Annotated in this window: 18 protein-coding genes; 8 read left to right on the forward strand and 10 right to left on the reverse strand. The window is 67.1% G+C overall.

The window, feature by feature from the left end; translation table 11 throughout:
* The 3 genes from EO170_RS09260 to EO170_RS09270 all read right to left on the reverse strand — a co-directional run.
* A partial coding sequence (locus EO170_RS09260) for a TPM domain-containing protein (RefSeq protein ID WP_126944333.1) occupies positions 1 to 799 on the reverse strand: 799 nt, incomplete at its 3' end.
* A 27-nt stretch (positions 800 to 826) separates the two neighbouring features.
* Positions 827 to 1,459 (reverse strand): LemA family protein, encoded by a 633-nt coding sequence (locus EO170_RS09265; protein ID WP_104649654.1) that lies wholly within the window; start codon positions 1,457 to 1,459, stop codon positions 827 to 829.
* Between the two features lie 258 nt (positions 1,460 to 1,717).
* Positions 1,718 to 2,098, reverse strand: coding sequence for a diacylglycerol kinase (locus EO170_RS09270; protein WP_104533011.1), 381 nt, complete (start codon positions 2,096 to 2,098; stop codon positions 1,718 to 1,720).
* Between the two features lie 320 nt (positions 2,099 to 2,418).
* Between EO170_RS09270 and EO170_RS09275 the strand changes: the two genes are divergently transcribed.
* Positions 2,419 to 3,120, forward strand: coding sequence for an SGNH/GDSL hydrolase family protein (locus EO170_RS09275; RefSeq protein ID WP_104649655.1), 702 nt, complete (start codon positions 2,419 to 2,421; stop codon positions 3,118 to 3,120).
* Positions 3,121 to 3,350: 230 nt separating this feature from the next.
* Here the strand turns inward: EO170_RS09275 and EO170_RS09280 are convergent, their stop codons facing one another.
* The 3 genes from EO170_RS09280 to EO170_RS09290 all read right to left on the reverse strand — a co-directional run bounded on the left by EO170_RS09280 (position 3,351) and on the right by EO170_RS09290 (position 6,253).
* On the reverse strand, positions 3,351 to 4,622 hold the full coding sequence (locus EO170_RS09280; RefSeq protein WP_104649656.1) for a HAMP domain-containing sensor histidine kinase: 1,272 nt from the start codon (positions 4,620 to 4,622) through the stop codon (positions 3,351 to 3,353).
* A gap of 144 nt (positions 4,623 to 4,766) precedes the next feature.
* Positions 4,767 to 5,480 (reverse strand): response regulator transcription factor, encoded by a 714-nt coding sequence (locus tag EO170_RS09285; protein WP_002811889.1) that lies wholly within the window; start codon positions 5,478 to 5,480, stop codon positions 4,767 to 4,769.
* A gap of 104 nt (positions 5,481 to 5,584) precedes the next feature.
* Positions 5,585 to 6,253 carry an arylesterase gene (locus EO170_RS09290; protein WP_184629949.1) on the reverse strand — a complete coding sequence of 223 codons (669 nt, stop codon included), beginning with the start codon at positions 6,251 to 6,253 and terminating at the stop codon, positions 5,585 to 5,587.
* A 91-nt stretch (positions 6,254 to 6,344) separates the two neighbouring features.
* Between EO170_RS09290 and EO170_RS09295 the strand changes: the two genes are divergently transcribed.
* The 7 genes from EO170_RS09295 (at position 6,345) to EO170_RS09325 (ending at position 13,950) form a co-directional block, all read left to right on the forward strand.
* The gene (locus EO170_RS09295) at positions 6,345 to 6,962 is read left to right on the forward strand and encodes an ATP-binding cassette domain-containing protein (RefSeq protein WP_277601087.1); all 618 of its coding nucleotides are present in this window, start codon (positions 6,345 to 6,347) and stop codon (positions 6,960 to 6,962) included.
* Positions 6,959 to 9,442 (forward strand): FtsX-like permease family protein, encoded by a 2,484-nt coding sequence (locus tag EO170_RS09300; protein ID WP_126944337.1) that lies wholly within the window; start codon positions 6,959 to 6,961, stop codon positions 9,440 to 9,442. The genes EO170_RS09295 and EO170_RS09300 overlap by 4 nt, the downstream gene beginning before the upstream one ends.
* 194 nt (positions 9,443 to 9,636) lie before the next feature.
* Positions 9,637 to 10,554 (forward strand): TauD/TfdA family dioxygenase, encoded by a 918-nt coding sequence (locus tag EO170_RS09305; RefSeq protein ID WP_126944339.1) that lies wholly within the window; start codon positions 9,637 to 9,639, stop codon positions 10,552 to 10,554.
* An 85-nt stretch (positions 10,555 to 10,639) separates the two neighbouring features.
* Positions 10,640 to 11,686 (forward strand): ABC transporter substrate-binding protein, encoded by a 1,047-nt coding sequence (locus EO170_RS09310; protein WP_126944342.1) that lies wholly within the window; start codon positions 10,640 to 10,642, stop codon positions 11,684 to 11,686.
* Between the two features lie 3 nt (positions 11,687 to 11,689).
* Entirely contained in the window at positions 11,690 to 12,529 is an 840-nt protein-coding gene (locus EO170_RS09315; protein ID WP_126944346.1) for an ABC transporter ATP-binding protein, read from the forward strand.
* A complete protein-coding gene (locus EO170_RS09320; RefSeq protein ID WP_119129651.1) occupies positions 12,526 to 13,410 on the forward strand; it encodes an ABC transporter permease in 885 nt (294 codons plus the stop codon). The genes EO170_RS09315 and EO170_RS09320 overlap by 4 nt, the downstream gene beginning before the upstream one ends.
* Positions 13,411 to 13,596: 186 nt before the next feature.
* Positions 13,597 to 13,950 (forward strand): DMT family protein, encoded by a 354-nt coding sequence (locus EO170_RS09325; RefSeq protein ID WP_024938302.1) that lies wholly within the window; start codon positions 13,597 to 13,599, stop codon positions 13,948 to 13,950.
* A 135-nt stretch (positions 13,951 to 14,085) separates the two neighbouring features.
* Here EO170_RS09325 and EO170_RS09330 read toward each other — a convergent pair whose 3' ends face one another.
* The 4 genes from EO170_RS09330 to EO170_RS09345 form a co-directional block, all read right to left on the reverse strand.
* Entirely contained in the window at positions 14,086 to 15,009 is a 924-nt protein-coding gene (locus EO170_RS09330; protein ID WP_126944349.1) for a DUF6607 family protein, read from the reverse strand.
* A gap of 29 nt (positions 15,010 to 15,038) precedes the next feature.
* Positions 15,039 to 15,671 carry a Hemin transport protein gene (locus tag EO170_RS09335; RefSeq protein WP_126944352.1) on the reverse strand — a complete coding sequence of 211 codons (633 nt, stop codon included), beginning with the start codon at positions 15,669 to 15,671 and terminating at the stop codon, positions 15,039 to 15,041.
* A 5-nt stretch (positions 15,672 to 15,676) separates the two neighbouring features.
* A complete protein-coding gene (locus tag EO170_RS09340) occupies positions 15,677 to 17,908 on the reverse strand; it encodes a TonB-dependent hemoglobin/transferrin/lactoferrin family receptor (protein ID WP_126944355.1) in 2,232 nt (743 codons plus the stop codon).
* A gap of 152 nt (positions 17,909 to 18,060) precedes the next feature.
* Positions 18,061 to 18,300 (reverse strand): hemin uptake protein HemP, encoded by a 240-nt coding sequence (locus EO170_RS09345; protein WP_024938306.1) that lies wholly within the window; start codon positions 18,298 to 18,300, stop codon positions 18,061 to 18,063.
* Between the last annotated feature and the right edge of the window lie 183 nt (positions 18,301 to 18,483).

The raw sequence follows: 18,483 nt of genomic DNA on the forward strand, positions 1-18,483 counted from the left end.
ATCCACCACCGCCCCAGCCACCGCCGCCGACAAAGCGCCCCGGCGAACCGGACGCCAGGCCTGCCAGCAGCCCGATCACCGCAGCGCCGGCGCTGGCAAACAGCAGCGAGGTAAACAGCAAGGCAGCGCCGCCGGCCGCGACGCCGGTCAGCAACGCGCGCAGCGGCCGCGGCAGGGCGCCGAGGATGCCACGCGCCACCATCGCGACCACAAACCCGATGAACAAGGCCATGATCCAGCCACCGCCTCCGCCCGAACCATTGCCCGTGCCGGCAGCGGCGTGCCCGCTGACCGGCGCCGGCAAGGGCTCGCCCTCGATCAGGCCGGCCAGCGTCGCAGTCGCAGCGCCGATGCCGCCAGCGTAGTCGCCCTCACGGAAGCGCGGTGCCAGGTACTCCTGAATGATGCGGTTGGCGGCAATGTCGGGGATCGCGCCCTCCAGGCCGTAACCGGGCTGGATGCGCACCCGGCGATCGTCCTTGGCCACCAGCAGCAGCACGCCGTCGTCCACGCCCTTGCGACCGATCTTCCACTGGTCGAACACGCGCTGGGTGTACTGCTCGATCGCCTCCGGCTGGGTGGTGGGTACGATCAGGATCTGCAACTGCGCGCCCTTGCGCTGCTGCAGGGCCAGCGCCTGCTGCTCGAGTTGCCGGGTCTGCGTGGCGTCCAATGTGCCGGTGGTATCGACCACCGGCGAGCGCAGTGGCGGAATGGCTGCAAGGTCCTGCGCCAGCAGCGAGGCCGGCAGCAACAACAGCGCCAACATCCAGAACACCCAGCTGTGCGTTTGCCGCATTGCCTGACTCCTGCCTGGTAAGCGCTGTTACTGCGCAGGCTGCGGTTGCTGCGCAGGCTGTTGCTGCGGCGCCTGCTGATTGCCGAAATCCACCTGCGGTGCGCGTGAGATCTGCGCCTCGTTTTCCACGCTGAAGTTGGGTTTGGGCTGGTAGCCGAAGATCTTGGCAGTGATCACCTGCGGAAACGAACGGATGTAGGTGTTGTAGTCCTGCACCGTCTGGATGTAGCGACCGCGCGCCACGGTGATGCGGTTTTCGGTGCCTTCCAGTTGCACCTGCAGATCGCGGAACGACTGGTCGGATTTCAGCTGCGGATAGTTTTCGCTGACCACCATCAGGCGCGACAGCGCGCTGCCGAGCTCGCCCTGCGCCTGCTGGAACCGTTTCAGCGAGGCTTCGTCATCGGCATTGACCTGGATCTGTCCGACCCGCGAGCGCGCGTTGGTCACTTCGGTCAGCACCTGACGCTCCTGCTGGGCATAGCCCTGCACGGTGCGCACCAGATTGGGAATCAGGTCGGCACGACGCTGATACTGGTTCAGCACCTCCGACCAGCCTGCCTTGACGCCTTCTTCCTTCTGCTGGATCGCGTTGTAGCCGCAACCGGACAGCGAGACGGTCAGCATCAGCAACACCAGGGCGCGAATCAGGACGGGCATGCAGGCGATTCCGTTGAAAGAGAGCCGCAGCATGCCACGCGGCGAGTCAACCCGGCATGCACATGCGCCCGCCAGGCAGCTGATCCCGGCCAGATGCGAGAAAGCCTGCAACCGCGGCAGTCACCGCGGGCTCCGTGGCGGCCGCCACGACCGCCGGCGCGCTCTGGTGCGTCGCTCGCACGAACGTCTCCACCTTCGCCGATCCAATCGCCTGCAGAAGCTGATCGGCAGCTGTGGCCTGCGCAGACGCACGGGCCGTCAGAACCACCGCGGCAGCAGTATCAGTCCCCAGCAGAGCAGCACATTGATCAACAGCAGGAACACCGCCGCCGAACCCATGTCCTTGGCGCGGCCGGCCAGCACATGGTGCTCGGGGCCGTAGCGCTCGATCACCGCCTCGATCGCCGAATTCAGCAATTCGGCCGCCAGCACGATCAGCAATGGCGCCACCAGCGCGATACGTTCCAGGCCGGACTGGCCGAGCCACAGCCCCAGCGGCGACATCACTGCCGCCAGACACACCTCCAGCCGAAACGAGGATTCATGCAGCCATGCCGCGCGCAATCCCTGCCATGACCAGATCGCCGCCTTGAGCATGCGGCGCGGACCGCGCGGCACGTGTCCCAGTTGATCGGCCATGCGGTCAGTGCTTCCGGCCGCAAGGGCATGTCTGGGGACGGCTAAAACGCATGGCGGGGTCACTGCTGAGGAAAGTGCGAATCTTGCACCGTCGTGCAGCGCGCCGCCAGGGCGCTGCCACGCGGTCGAACAGCTGACGTTGGGCCTGCCGGGCCGTCAGATGCTGCCGCATGGCGCAATCTTCGCCACAGCGTCGGTGCAGGCACGGCGAGGCGATCTGCACGCACGGTGATCGCAGGCGCTGGAAGCTTATGGGTTTGCCCTGCGCTTCCAGCCTGTCGCACCATGATGGCCCGTTTTACTGTTGCAGGTTCCTTCGCATGACCAAACATCCCTTGCGCACGCTGCTGTGCGCCCTTGTGCTGTTGTCCGGCCAGCTACACGCCGCCACCCCGCACACCACGCCGCAGATACCGGCGCAGGTGTCCAATGCCGCCTGGGAAGCGGATATGCAGCGCTTCGCCGACAGCGACGCGCAGCAGCCGCCCCCCAGGCACGGCATCGTCTTCGTCGGCAGCTCGTCGATCCGTTTCTGGGACACGCTGGCGCAGGATTTCCCCGGCATGCCAGTGATCAATCGCGGCTTCGGCGGGTCGGAAGTGCGCGACAGCACCTGGTACGCCGACCGCATCGTGATCCCGTATGCGCCGCGCCAGGTGGTGCTGTATGCCGGCGACAACGATCTCAACAGCGGCCGCACGCCGCAGCAGGTCCGCGACGACGTGCTGGCATTCGTGACGCGCATCCGCCGCGATCTGCCCAGCGCGCGCATCAGCTACCTGTCGATCAAACCCAGCCCCTCGCGCGCCCATCTGCTGCCGGCGATCGTGACCGCCAATCGCCTGATCAAGGACGCACTCGCGCCGCTGCCGCAGGTGGACTACGTGGACGTCTACACGCCGATGCTCGATGCCACCGGCAAGCCACGTGCCGCGCTGTTTCGCGACGACATGCTGCACATGACCGCCGATGGCTATGCCATCTGGCGCAAGGCCGTGGCCCCGGTGTTGGAGCAGAAGTAACGCTTGGCGGGTCGATCTGGCGTCGCACTCGCCAGATCAACCCATTGCGTCACCGATCCCGCAGAGGCACCTGGCGTCTGCGGCAGATCGGCACGACACGCAGCCTCGTTGCCATGTAGTGGAAAACAGCGGCATCGGCAACCGCAACCGGCGCCCTGGGCGCGTGCGGCGCATCTCCCTGGTCAGTGGCAGATTGCAGGCACCCACATGCCGCTACGGCCACTACTCCCTCAGGCCACCACCACCGCAACCGAGGTGCCGACACCGGACTCGCTATGCAGTTCGATCCGCCAGCCGAAGCGATCGCACAGCCGGCGCACGATCGACAGGCCCAGCCCGGTGCCCTGCGGGCGGGTAGGATCGGCGCGGAAGAACGGCTCGAACGCGCGCGCGCGCGCCTCTTCGCTCATGCCGATCCCGGTATCGCGCACGATGATGCGGTCCTGGGTGACTTCCACCTCGATGCTGCCGGTATCGGTATAGGCGCATGCATTGCGCAGCAGGTTGCTGAGCACCACGCGCATCACCCGCGGCGGGGCGAACATCTGCAGGCTGCGGTCACCGACCATCGTCAGGGACACCGGCTTGTCGCCCAGCAGCTGGCGGGCGCTATCGACTTCCTCGCTGGCCAGTTCGGCGGCATCGAAGGTCTCGCTTTGCGGGTCGATCTCGGCTTCGCGCGCCAGGATCAGGAAGGCGTCGATCACCGCTTCCATGTCACGGCCGGCGCGCTGGATCCGGCGCAGGCTGCGCTGGGTGCGTTGCGACAATTCGTCGTCGGCCAGCGCCATGTCGCTGGCCACCCGGATCACCGTCAGCGGTGTGCGCAGTTCGTGGCTGGCATCGCGGGTGAAGTTGCGCTCGCGCGCGACATGGTCGCTGACCTTCTGCCCGAGCGTATGCAGGGCAGCGGCCAGCTGCCGCGTTTCACCCTGCAGGTCGGCGGGCAACCGCTCCGGTGCCAGTTCGTCGACATCCGGGTTGCGCGGGTCCCACTGCGAGACGCGCCGTGCCAGCCAGCTGATCGGCGACACCAGGCGTTTGGAGATCCGGTAGGTCACCCAGAACACGCCATAGATCGCCAGCAGCACCAGCATCGCCGGCACGATTCCGAACCAGAGCGTCAGATGGGCCGCACGCGAGCGTGGGAACACCAGGTACAGACGCCCTTCCGGACGTTGATCGACATACACCAGGGCATCGGCGGCAGCCACTTCGCTGAAGCCTGGCGACAACCGCTGCAACTCCGCCGGCGCCGTGTCGCGGCCCTGGCCGGCAGGCAAGAAATAGCCCTGGATATTGCGTGTATTCGGTGGCGGGTTGTTCGGTGCGTCCTTGTGCACGCGCCAGAAATGCACCGCCTCGTCGGCCAGCACGGTCCGCACCAGGCTGTACTTGATGACGAAGGACAGCAGATAGCCACCCAGCACGATCGCCAGGCTCGCCAGAGCGACCTGCAGGAGGAAGGCCAGACGTATTTTTCGTGGAAGCCCGTGCGGCATTGCTGCATCCAGGGGAGAGCGCCGGATTATAGGCAACGCTTCCGTAAGCCCGTCGTGCAGCCAGACGGCAGCGCGCGGAAACGAGCGGCGCGTGGGCGCCTACAGGAGGAGGCCGGCCGCCAGCATGGCGGCCGACCGGCGACATCAGGCCATCGGCTGGGCGATGTCGGCAATGCGATAGCCGGCGCTCTGCACGGTGTGCAGCAGCGGGCGATCGAACGGCTTGTCGATGATCTTGCGCAGGTTGTACAGGTGGCTGCGCAGGGTGTCCGAATCCGGCAACCCGTTGCCCCAGATCTCGCGCTCGATTTCCTGGCGAGTCACCACCCGCGGCGACTCGCGCATCAGGATGGTGAGCAGCCGCAGACCGATCGGCGAGAGCTGCAGCTCGGTACCGGCGCGGGTGGCGCGCATGCTGACCGGATCGAGCACCAGGTCGGCGACCTTGAGCACTTCCGACCCGACCTGGCGGCGCTCGCGACGGATCAGGGCACGCAGGCGCGCTTCCAGTTCCTGGATCGCGAACGGCTTGGTCAGGTAGTCGTCGGCGCCGAAACCCAGGCCGGTGAGCTTGTCGTCCAGCGTATCGCGGGCGGTCAGCATCAGCACCGGGGTGGACTTGCGTGCGTCGTTACGCAGGCGGCGGCACACTTCGATGCCGTCCAGACGTGGCAGCATGAGATCCAGCACGACCACGTCGTAGCTGTTCTCGGCGGCCAGACGGTAGCCGTCGAGTCCGTCCTGCGCATAGTCGACCTCGAAGCCACGGCCTTCCAGGTACTCGCCGATCATTTCAGAGATATTGCGGTTGTCTTCAACGACCAGCACGAGGCCGGACGTTTCCTTGGTCTGACGCATGGACTTTCCTCGGTCTTCAGCTTTGTGAAACATGCCGGATCGGCAGTGGAAAGGGCGTGAAGACCATCTAACGTTTTGTGACGGCGCGCGATGCCCGCCGGCCGTCAACGGCCGAGCAGGGGGCGCAGCGCAGGCCAGACCGTTTCCAGCACCCTGGGCTGGGCCGCGGCAGTGGGATGCAGGCCGTCCGCCTGCATCAGGCCTGGCTGCAGCGCGACCTTTTCCAGGAAGAACGGCACCAATGCGGTCTTGTACTGCCTGGACAGGTCGGCATAGGTCGCCTTCAGGCGGTCGCGATAGGCGGGGCCATAGTTGGGCGGCACATCGATGCCGAGCAGCAGCACCTTCGCGCCGGCCTGCTGGCTGAGCTGGATCATCTTTTCCAGGTTGCCCTTCAGCTGGGCCGGGGTCAGGCCGCGCAGCGCATCGTTGCCGCCGAGTTCGATCACCACCACGCCGGGGTGGTGCTTCTGCAGCAGGCCGGGCAGCCGCGTCAATGCACCGGAGGTGGTCTCACCGCTGATGCTGGCATTGACGACCGCCGGTGGCGTCGCCATGTCACGCTTGAGGCGTTGGTCCAGCAAGGTGACCCAGCCAGACTGCACCGGGATGTTGTGCGCAGCGCTCAGGCTGTCGCCGACGACCAGGATCGGGGCGGTCGCCACCGGACTTTTGGCAGAGGCAATTCCCGGCGCGAGCAGGGACAGTGTCAGCAGCCACAGGACCAGCACGCCATATCGCAGTGTTCTTTCACGCATTCGGAGATTCCTCATCGACAGTCTGGCCCCCCACTCCAGTACCCGCATTGCCATCGACGTCCGCGACGTCGGCAAGTCCGTCAGTGGACCGGAGGGAACACTCCACATCCTCGACAAGGTCAGCTTGACGGTCAGTGAAGGCGACAGTATCGCCATCGTCGGCGCATCCGGCTCGGGCAAGACCACCCTGCTCGGCCTGCTGGCCGGGCTGGACCTGCCCAGCCGCGGCAGCATTGCGCTGTCCGGCCAGGAGCTGGGCCAGCTGGACGAAGAGGCCCGTGCCGCCTTGCGCGCGCGCGAGGTGGGCTTCGTATTCCAGAGCTTCCATCTGCTGCCGGCGCTGACCGCCGAAGAAAACATCGCGCTGCCGCTGGAACTGGCCGGGCGCGAGGACCCGGCGCGGGTACGCGAGGTACTGGAGGCAGTCGGCCTGAGCGCGCGTGCGCGCCACTACCCGCGCCAGCTGTCCGGTGGCGAGCAGCAACGCGTGGCGCTGGCACGCGCATTCGTGGCCAGACCGCGCATCCTGTTTGCCGACGAGCCCACCGGCAGCCTGGACCAGACCACCGGCGCGCAGATCAGCGACCTGTTGTTCACGCTCAACGCCACCAGCGACACCACCCTGGTGCTGGTGACCCACGACATGACGCTGGCGCAGCGTTGCAAGCATATCTACCGCATCGACAGCGGCCGCCTGCACGCCCAGACCGGTCCGGCCGCATGAACGTGCTGCGCCAAGCCGCACGCGCGGTGCGCCGCGAGTTCCTGGCCGGCGACCTGCTGACCGTGTTCGCCGCGCTGGTGCTGGGCGTGGCGGTGATGACGGCGGTTGGCACGCTGGTCGATCGGGTGACCCTGGCCCTGACCTCCAGCGCGGCCGAGGTGCTCGGTGGCGATCTGGGCGTGACCGGCCGCCAGGAAATCCCGGCCGACTTCGCCGCCGAGGCGCAACGCCGCGGCCTGCAGAGCACGCGCATGGTCAGCTTCCCCAGCGTGCTATTTCACGGCGAGGCCAGCCAGATGGCCAATATCCGCGGGGTTGGCGCGGGCTACCCGCTGCGCGGGCAGTTGCTGGTGTCCAGGGACAGCGCAGGCATGCAGGGCACGCCTGCGGGCGCACCGCCGCCGGGCCAGGCCTATGCCGACCCCCGCCTGCTGGAGGCCCTGGGCCTGCGCGTGGGCGAACAGCTGGAATTCGGCGCCGGCCACCTCACCATCACCGGCGTGCTGCGGGCCGAACCGGATGCGTCCGGCGAGCTGATGCAGCTGTCGCCACCGCTGCTGGTCAATCGCGCCGATATCGACGGTGCCGGATTGCTTGGCCCCGGCAGCCGCGCTTCGTACCGGCTGATGTTCTCCGGTGCACCCGATGCCATCGCCGAACTGCGCGCCTGGCTGAAACCGCGCGCCAGCGAATTCCGCCTGGTCGGCATCGAGGACACCCAGCGCGGCATGCGCGCGGCGTTCGATCGTGCGGGGCGCTTTTTGGCCTTGTCGGCCTTGCTGGCGGTGCTGTTGTCCGGTGTGGCGACCGCATTGGCAGCGAACCGCTTTGCGATGCGCCGGATCGACACGGTTGCGGTGCTGCGCTGCCTGGGCGCACGCCAGCGCGACATCCTGGCGATGCTGTCGCTGCAATTGCTGCTGACCGCGATTCCGGCCTGCCTGGTCGGGATCGGGCTGGGCATGCTGGCGCAGGAAGGCCTGGTGCAGGCGCTGGGCAGCCTGATCCCGGACCGGCTGCCGTTGCCGCAGGCCACCCCGGCCCTGGCCGGTGCAGGCATCGGCCTGGTGCTGTTGCTAGGCTTCGGCCTGCCGCCGCTGCTGCGGCTGCGCAACGTGCCGCCGATGCGTGTGCTCAACCGCAGCTTTGCCGCGGTGCCGCCGAGTTCCCTGCTGGTCTACGCCGCGGCATTGGCGGCCACGCTGGCGCTGACCGTGTATGCGACCGGCAACCTGGTGCTGGCCGGCTGGGTGCTGGGCGGGCTGGCCGCCCTGGCGCTGGTGGCGATGGCACTGGGGCTTGGCCTGCTGGCCTTGCTGCGGCCGATCCAGCACCGCCTGCGCGGCGCGTGGAAGCTGGGGCTGGCCTCGCTGACGCGGCGCCGCGGACTGAGCGTGGTGCAGCTGGTCGGCCTGTCGCTGTCGTTGTGCGCGCTGCTGCTGCTGGCGGTGGTCGGCCCCGGCCTGCTCGGGCAATGGCGCGACCGCCTGCCGGCGGAGACGCCCAACTATTTCCTGATGAACATCCAGCCCGAGCAGACCGGTCCGGTGCTGCAGACGCTGCGCAGTCTGGGCGTGGACGATGCGGCCGTGGAGCCGTTTTCGACCGGGCGGCTGGTGGCGATCAACGACAAGCCACCGCTGCGCGGCGACCGCGATCCAGCCGACGATGGCGACGGCGACAACCGCCCGGTCAACTTCTCCTGGCGGCACGCATTCCCGCCGGCAAACACCTTGCTGGAAGGCAGATTCTGGGCCGCCGACAGCACTGCGCCGGAGGCCTCGGTGGAAGAAGGCTGGGCGCAGCGGTATCAGCTCAAACTCGGCGATCGCATCACCTTGCTGCTGGGCGAGCAGCAGCGCAGTTTCACCGTCACCAGCATCCGCAAGGCCGACTGGGATTCATTCCGGGTCAATTTCTTCCTGCTGCTCAACCAGGGCGCGGTCGGCGATGCGCCGTACAACCTGATTTCCAGCTTCCATCTGCCGCCCGGCAATGCGCCCAGGCTGGCGTCGCTGAGCCGCGACTACCCCAACATTTCGGTGCTGGATATCGATGCCATCCTCGGCCGGGTGCGCGAGGTGATCGACCAGGTGGCGCAGGCGGTGCAACTGGTGATGGGCTTCAGCCTGCTGGCCGGCGTGCTGGTGCTGTTGGCGGCCTTGCAGGCCACCGCCGGCGAGCGTCGCTATGACAGCGCGGTGTTGCGCACGCTGGGCGCGCGTCGCGGCCAGTTGCGTGGCGCGGTGCTGGTGGAGTTCGGCGCGCTCGGCCTGCTGGCGGCGACGCTGGCGGTGACCGCCGCCGCGGTGATCGGTGCGGTGGTCGGGCAAAAGGCGTTCGAGATCGCATTGACGCCGGACTGGCTGCGCCTGCTGCTCGGCGGCGCGTTTGGCCTTGCGCTGAGCCTGATGGCCGGCTGGTCGGGCACGCGACGCATCCTGTCCACGCCGCCGGCGTTGGCGCTGCGGACCGACTAAGGCCGGGTCGGTTGAACCCGCGGACGGGCGGCGCGCAGGCGTCGCCCGTCCGCGTTCCGTCACATCGCTGCATATACCGGCAGCGCATAAGCACCTTGCCAATCGTACGTTCGCAGCGGCGACCGGACTGCCTACAGTGGTGTGTCCGGCCGCCGGCCCAGGCGGCCGTCCGTTGCCGTCGAGGTGCCACCGTCATGGTCAGCGTCACTTCCGCTGCGCGTGCGCAGCCGCCGCGCGATGCGGTTTCCATAGAGCACTCTTCCAGTGTTCGGATCGTACCGTTCGACGCCCCGCTGGGCGCCGAAGTGATCGGCCTGGATCTGTCACAGCCACTGGATGCAGACACCTTCGCGCGTATCCATCAGGCGCATCTGGACTACCACGTGCTGGTGTTCCGCGAGCAACGCATCACGCCGGCACAGCAGGTCGCTTTCAGCCGTCGCTTCGGCCCGTTGCAGATCCATGTGCTGCGCAACTTCCAGTTGCGCGGACATCCGGAAGTGCTGGTGGTGTCCAACATCAAGGAGAACGGCGAGCCGATCGGCCTGGGTGATGCCGGCCACTACTGGCACTCGGACCTGTCGTACAAGGACACCCCCAGCCTGGGCTCGCTGTTGCATGCGCAGGAATTGCCCAGCGAAGGCGGCGATACCTTGTTTGCCAATCAGCACCTGGCCTGGCAGACCCTGCCCGATGCACTCAAACGCACCGTGCAGGACCTGCGTGCCGAGCACAGCTATCTGGCCAAGTACGAAGAACTGCGCGCGCGCAATCCGTGGCGCCCGGCGCTGACGCCGGAGCAGATTGCCGAAGTGAAGCCGGTGCAGCATCCGATCGTGCGCACCCATCCGGAAACCGGCCAGAAAGCGCTGTTTGTCAGCGAGCATTTCACCACCCGCATCGTCGGCTTGCCCGACGACGAAAGTGCTGCACTGCTGCAGGCCTTGTTTGAACACAGCACCGGCGATGCGCTGGTGTATCGGCATCGCTGGCAGCCGCACGACATGGTGTTCTGGGACAACCGCTCGGTCATGCATCTGGCCGCCGGCACGCCCGATCATCTGCGTCGCCGGCTCAACCGCACCACCATCGAAGGCGATGCGCCGTTCTAGCCAAGGTGCTGCCTCGCGCGCGTTTCGCAACACGTAATGCGCTGGGAAACGCGCCTTCTTCCTCCCCCCTCGACTGGAGCGCCGCATGCGTTTGACCGTCACCTCTCACGCACGTCCGCAGCGCCGACGTTTTTCCCGACATGTCGCGCTGCTGCTCCTGGCCGCATTGCCATTGCTGCACAGCGCGCATGCGCAGGCCGAAGGAAAGCTGCGCATCGCCAAACAGTTCGGCATCGTCTATCTGTTGCTGGACGTGGCGCAGGATCAGAAGCTGATCGAGCAGCAGGGCAAGGTGGCCGGCGTGGACATCGACGTGCAGTTCCTGCAGCTGTCCGGTGGCGCGGCCGTCAACGACGCCCTGCTGACCGGTTCGATCGATATCGCCGGTGCCGGCGTCGGGCCGTTGTTCACCATCTGGGACCGCACCCATGGCCGCCAGAACGTGCGCGGCGTGGCATCGCTGGGCAACTTTCCGTACTACCTGATCAGCAACAATCCGCGCATCAGGTCGATCGGCGATTTCACCCCGCAGGACCGCATTGCGGTGCCGGCCACCGGCGTGTCGGTGCAGTCGCGTTTCCTGCAGCATGCCTCGCAACAGCGCTGGGGCGACAAGGGCACCCACCAGCTGGACCCGCTGCAGGTCGCCTTGCCGCATCCGGACGCGGCCGCAGCGATCATCCGCGGCCGCACCGAGATCACCGCCCACTTCGCCAGCCCGCCATTCCAGGAGCAGGAGCTGGCGCGCAATCCGGCCGCGCACATCGTGACCAGCTCCTACGAGATCGAAGGCGGCCCCTCGTCGGCCACCGTGCTGTATGCCACCGAGAAATTCCGCCGCGACAATCCCAAGACCTACCGCGCCTTCGTCGCGGCGCTGGATCAGGCTGCGCGCTTTGTCACCGCCCATCCGGAGCAGGCGGCGGATATCTTCCTGCGTCGCAATGGCTCGAGCATCGATCGCGCGCTGGTGCTGCAGATCTTCAAGGACCCGAAGGTACAGTTCACCGTGGTGCCGCAGAACACGCTGGGACTGGGCAAGTTCATGCAGCACAGCGGCGCGATCAAGCAGACGCCGGGCAAGCTGGGCGACTACTTCTTCGACGATCCGCTGATCGCGGGCGGGAGCTGAGCGATGGCCACGCCCACACCATTGCTGCAGGTCGACCACGTCAGCCTGGAATACGCCTCCGCGCAGCGCGTGGTGCGTGCCACCCACCGCGTGCGTTTCGACGTGCATGAAGCCGATCGCTTCGTGCTGCTGGGGCCGTCGGGTTGCGGCAAATCCACCTTGCTCAAGGCGGTGGCCGGCTTCGTCACCCCGCGCGAGGGGCAGATCCGCCTGGATGGCAACGCGGTCACCGGACCCGGACCGGACCGGGTGGTGGTGTTCCAGGAATTCGACCAGCTGGCGCCCTGGAAGACCGTGCGCGAGAACGTGGTGTTTGGCTTGCGCGCCGCCCGCAAGCTGTCGCGTGCCGAAGCGCGCGAACGTGCCGACGACAGCCTGGCGCAGGTCGGGCTGAGCGCGTTTGCGCAGGCGTATCCGCACACGTTGTCCGGCGGCATGAAGCAACGCGTGGCGATTGCGCGCGCGTTGGCGATGCGGCCGCGCGTGTTGTTGATGGACGAGCCGTTCGCCGCGCTCGATGCGTTGACGCGTTCGCGCATGCAGGAGCAGGTGCTGGAGCTGTGGGAGCAATCGCGCTTCACCCTGTTGTTCGTCACCCACTCGATCGAGGAGGCGTTGGTGGTCGGTAACCGCGTGCTGTTGTTGTCGCCACATCCGGGCCAGGTACGTGCCGAGCTCAACGCGCATGCGTTCGGCCCGCACAGCGCCGGCAGCGTGGCGTTCCAGCAGACCGCGCAGCGGATCCATCGGCTACTGTTCGACCTGCCCGACGACGCCCTGGACGATGCCAAGGTCGCGCCATTGCGTCGCCCCGCCGAGCGCCAGCGCGAGGTGCTGCCATGAGCGGCGGCAACGCCACCGCGCTGCCGCCATTGCCACCGGTGCGGGCCGAGTACGAAGTGGCCCTGCAGCCGCTGGATCCCGCATTGGTTGCAGCCGCCGCGCCGACGCGCTGGCAGGCACCACCGTGGCTGCGCAAGGCGCTGGTGCTGGTGGTGCTGATCGCGGTGTGGGAGATCGCCGCACGCGTGGTTGGCGACGATCTGATGCTGCCCAGCGCGCTGCAGACCGCACGCGCGTTCTACGACGGGCTGCTGTCGGGCGAGTTGTTGCGCCGCGTGGGCGCGTCGCTGCGCGTGCTGGCGCAGGGCTACGCGCTGGGCGTGGTGCTGGCCTTCGTGCTGACCGCGCTGGCCGCCTCCACGCGCTGGGGCCGCGACGTGCTCGGCACGCTGACAGCCATGTTCAATCCGCTGCCGGCCATCGCGCTGCTGCCGCTGGCCCTGCTCTGGTTCGGCCTGGGCACCGGCAGCCTGGTGTTCGTGCTGGTGCATTCGGTGCTGTGGCCGCTGGCGCTCACCACCTACGCCGGCTTCCAGGCGGTGCCGGAAACCCTGCGCATGGCCGGGCGCAATTACGGGCTGCGCGGGCCGCGCTACGTGGCGCAACTGCTGATTCCCGCCGCGCTGCCGGCGATCCTGTCCGGGCTGAAGATCGGCTGGGCCTTCGCCTGGCGCACCCTGATCGCGGCCGAACTGGTGTTCGGCGCCACCTCCGGCCAGGGCGGCCTGGGGTGGTACATCTTCCAGAACCGCAACGAGCTGTATACCGACCGGGTGTTCGCCGGCCTGGCGATGGTGATCGTGCTGGGCCTGCTGGTGGAGGGCGTGGTGTTTCAGGCCATCGAGCGGCTGACCGTGCGCCGCTGGGGCATGCAGCGCTAGCGGGATGACCGCGGGAGCCCGGGGCGCCGCGATGCCTGGCCAGTCGCTTTGCCTGGCCACGCTGCAGATGAACGTGCCGCGCCGGCCACCAACGGCCTGAGCCCGCGTGCCGGGCTCATCGGCACGGTCGCGTGCGCTTAACGGGCCTGGCTTATGCTGCCGGCCCCTTTCCTGCCGCCTGCCGTCATGCCTACCGCTCCTTTCACTGCCTATCTGTATCCGGTGCTGTTGCTGATCGCCAGCAATGTGTTCATGACCTTCGCCTGGTACGGGCACCTGAAGTACAAGAGCACGCCGCTGATGATCGCCATCCTGGTCAGCTGGGGCATTGCGTTCTTCGAATACTGCCTGCAGGTGCCGGGCAACCGGCTGGGCAGCGCGGTGTATTCGGCGCCACAGCTCAAGGGCATGCAGGAGGTGATCACGCTGCTGGTGTTCGCGGGCTTCTCCACGTTCTACCTGGGCCAGTCGTTGAAGTGGAATCACTGGGCCGCGTTCGGCTTGATACTGGTCGCGGCGTTTTTGATGTTCAAGGAATAACCGCCCTTTGAAGGGCTGTCCGCCGTCTTACCCGTAGGAGCGCACCAGGGCGCGACCTCGCAGCAGGTTCGGCGCGCACTGGGCGTTATCGGGAATGCCACGTCGCGCCCTGGTGCGCTCCTACAACCGGGGTGGCTAATTCGCGGGTTCGACCCACTGCGCGAACACCGCGTCCAGCTGCGCGTCCTTGACCCGCTTGCCGTCCTGCACCGCCTCGGCCTGCTGGAACATCGGCATGATCATCGCCATGCCGTCCGGCTTGGTCTTCAGATGCACACCCGGCGGCGTGTCGAGGAACCTGGCCCAGCGCGTGCGCACCTTGGCCCAGTAGCCCTGGGTGCCCTTCCAGTAGGCATAGGCCGGGGCGAAGTCGACCTCGGTGGTCTTGCGGTAATCGTTGAAGCCGAACTCGCGCGCGATCGCTTCCTGGCTGCCGTCGGGTTTGCGCAGCACCTTGGTGTTGAACTGTTCGTGGGTCCAGCCGTTGGGCGTGAGGGTGTGGCGATTGATCACCGCGAGCGCGTTGTAGTCGCTGCGCTTGGTGTACTCGCGGCGCGGCAACGGGCGCCAGCTCGGATCGCTGGTCCAGGTGGGATGGCCGTCGGCATAGTCCCAGCGACCGGTGCCGCAATAGCGCGGCGCGTCGCTGACCTCGTAGACGCACTGGGTCCAGGCGCCGGTGGTCACTGCCGGCGGCAGCGCATGCACCGTCCAGGTCTGATCGGCGCTGAATGCGAACCGCTGCGGCGCTTCGTAGATCCAGTCCTGCCGCCAGTGCTTGGTCACATGCTTGCTTTTTTCATCCACCAGCAAATGCTGCAGTACCAGCTTGCGCGGTGAATCCTCCACCACGATCACCACTTCGCTGGCGCCGCTGCGCATGGCCGACGCACGCTCGTAGCCGGGCTTGAGCAGCACCGTTTCGTCGAAGGCAAAGTCCACTGCGTATTCGCCCTGCATTGCCAGGATGCTCTGGCGGTCGCGCTGGACGTCGGCGGCGGCGATCAACGGCAACAGGCTCAACGTCACTGCGATGCAACGGGGAAACAGTCGGCTCATTCGGAACTCTCGGTCGTGGTTGGAGACCGTCAGCGGCGCAGGCGCACCAGCGCCGTCGTCATGTCGGATGGGTTGGTGTTGCTGGATGTGGCGGAGGCCGTGCGCAAGGCGGCAGCGCGTGCGCAGCAGCAATCGTCCACTGCCACGCGTCCGTCGATGCCCTCCTCGCGTGCCAGGCGTGCGGCAACCTCGGCGCCCAGCGCCGACACGCTCGCCAGGCTGGCGACAAACGGTTGCTCGCCGGTGGCGGCGGTCTGCAGCCGCAGCGCGCTCAATCGCCACGCCTGCCCCAGCATGCGTCCGGCCAGGCGACGCCACAGCCGCTCGCCGACGCCCAGCTCGTGGGTTTCCACCGGCAGCGGCGGCAGGCGCGAGACCAGGCGATCCCAGACCAGGAAGTCGCTGTCAGGCAACAGGCAGATCCGCCAGCAGCACTGCCCTTCGGCATCGAAGAACCAGATGCTTTCGCGCACGCCATCGCTGTCGACCTGCCGGCACGCCGCCGCATCCACCGCGTGCTGCCAGCCGTCCAGTTCGTTGCCCAAGGCAGGCCGATACAGACACAGCACCGTGCCCAGCGCGGCCAGCTGCTGCGGCCGCGGCAACGCGACGCGGGTGGCACGTGCATGCGACAACGACGGCAGCGGGCGGGCGATGGGCATGGCCCCTACCAGCTCACTGCCAGGCTGACCGAGGCGGTACGCCCGGCGCCGGTGAAGCGGTCGAGCACCGTGCTGCTGGCCAGCGTGCCGTTGGGCAGCGCGTTCCAGTCCACGTAGCGGCGGTCGGCGAGATTGAAGATGCCGGCGGTGACCTTGGCACCGGGTGCGAACTCCCAATGCCCCATCAGGTCCAGCGTGGCGTAGCCGTCCGGGGTGTAATAGCTGTCCAGCTGCGGGCGACGCTTGCGTGCGACGAAGGTGCCGATCAGCTCCGCGCCCCAGCCATCGCTGTCGAAGGCCACGCCGAGCGTGCCGCGCAGCGGGTCGACCGAGTTGAGCGGGGTGCCGTCGGTGAGGTTGTCGCCTTCCGAATACGCCACGGCGCTGTTGAGCGACCAGCCCTGCCAACCGGCCAGGGCGCCCAGATCGATCCCGCCGCGCGCTTCGGCACCCTTGATCACCACATCGTCCACGTTGCGCGACTGGAACAGCATCAGCCCGTCGGCGTTGAAGCCGGCCGGCGCATAGGATTCGATGAAGTTGCGGTAGTCGGTGTAGTACACGCTGACGCCCAGATAGCCGATGGCATCATTGAAGCGCAGCCCCAGCTCGCCACCGCGGCTGGTTTCCGATTTCAGGTCCGGATTGGCGATGGCGGTGTAGCGCGCCTGCAGGTTGGTGAAGCCGATATTGACGTCGTTGTACGGCGGTGCGCGGAAGCCGTGCGCGTAATTGGCATAGGCCGACCAGGCGTCCGAAAACCGCCACAGTGCACCGAACTTGGGAGAGACCTGGGTCTGGTCGATGGTCTCGGCGGCAACGCCGGGATTGTCTTCGCGGAAGATGTCGTCCACCTGCGGCGACAGCCGGAAATAATCCACGCGCACGCCGGGCGTCAGCGACAGCTTGCCACCGAACAGGCCGATCTCGTCCTGCGCATACAACCCGAGCTTGATGGTCTGGCTCTTGGGGAAGTCGCGCACCGGAAACACATCCTGCCCCACGCGATTGGTGATGGCGCCATTGGCCAGATTGACCGAGTAGCCATCGCGCTTGGCGCGGGTGTCGGTCCAGGTACCGTCCAGGCCATAGGTGATGGCGTGACTGAGCGTGCCGGTGTCGATGGCCTTGTGTGCGTTGACCAGCAGGCCGTACACGCGCTGATCGAAGTTGTGTTCGTTATGCCGGCGGGTGTTGTTGCCACGCAGCTCGTCGGTGCGCTGCAGGCTCTCGCTGTCCTGGCGATACAGCTGCCACTGCAGGTCGTCGGCCAGCGACCAGCCCAGCGCATCCAGTTCGTGCCGCAGCGAAACGCGCGCACGGGTCTGATGGTCGCGCCCGTCCTGCGACAGGATGCGCAACGATGGGGTGGTCACACGCGGGTCGATGCCGGTCAATGCCTCGATGCTGCCGTAGTCTTCGTTGCCTTCCACGGTGAGCTTGAAGCGCTGCTGCGCGCTGGGCGCGTACACCAGCTTGGCCAGCACGCTGCGGCCATCGATGCGCTGCGGGTTGGCCGCGGTGCGGGTGACATCGCGGCTGCGGATGTCGCCCTGGTTCTGCGCCTCCTGGCCCTGGCGGTGGCTGACCGCCACCATGCCGCTCCAGCGTTCGCCGCCGAACGCACCGGTGGCACCGGCGAACAAGCCGTTCCAGTCGCCTTCGTAGCCGAACTTCAGGCCGACATAGCTGCGCCTGTCGGCGTCCAGGTAATCGGAGGGGTCCTTGGTGACGAAGGCCACGACGCCGCCCAGGGCGTCGGAGCCGTACAGGGAACTGGCCGGCCCGCGCACCACTTCGACGCGCTTGAGCGTTTCCAGATCGACAAAGTTGCGGTTGGCGTTGAGGTAGCTTCCGAAACTGAAGGTGTCCGACACCGGCACGTTGTCGACCAGGATCGCCACGCGGTTGCCGTCCAGCCCGCGGATGCGGATGCCGTTGGCGCCGCTGAAGCGGCCGCTGGTGCTGGTGACCGACACGCCCGGCGTGTAGCGGAACAGATCCTTGAGCTTGCGCACCAGCTGGTTGTCCAGTTGCTCGCGGTCGATCACATCCACCGTGCTCGGCACATCGACCAGGGCGCGCTGGGTACGGGTGGCGGTGACCTGCAACCGGCCGAAGTCGTGGACCTCGCGCGCGCCGTCATCCGCGGCAGCGAGGTCGGCAGCGTGGGCACACGACGAAACGGCAGGCAGCGCAAGCGATAGCGCGACCACCAGCGGATGCAGGCGACTCATCGGGAACCCTTGAAAGGACGTTCCCGGCAGCGTGTGCTGCAGACAAAGCCGCGGCAGGCCGCCGGGGAACAGCGTGGGGTGCGCGGACGGCGGCGGCAACGCCCGCGACAGACGGTCCGACCCTGCGCAAGGCGCGGATCGGAGCAAGGCGCTTACTTGGTCAGGATGAGCTTGTCGTTGCTGGTATGGCGCAGGCGATAGACGCGGTCGCCATGCTGGATCAGCACTTCGCGACGGCCCTTGAGCAGCGCCTCGCTGCTGATGAGGTCTTCTGCTGGGACGGCACGCGGAGCAGCGCGGTCGCGCAGGTTGACCGGTTCGGAGCGGAGCAGCACGGGATGAGCGGTCATGATCTGGATCTCCAGTCGGTTGGCCAGACAAATAATAACCATTCTCATTTAATGATCAAGAGCCATTCTCATCTTCGCCACACGATCTTTGCATGGACTGAACATTTTCGATTCACCAAATCTATCGAAATATTCCAGCCAGGCCATCCAGCGCTGTCTTCTGCGCGATGATCGCGGCTTGATCACATCGCTCTGGCATGCGTTTCTGGCCGAGCGAGAAGCAGC

Origin of the sequence: Xanthomonas sp. BRIP62409 (assembly GCF_003992965.1) — a bacterium.
Lineage (GTDB): Bacteria > Pseudomonadota > Gammaproteobacteria > Xanthomonadales > Xanthomonadaceae > Xanthomonas > Xanthomonas euroxanthea.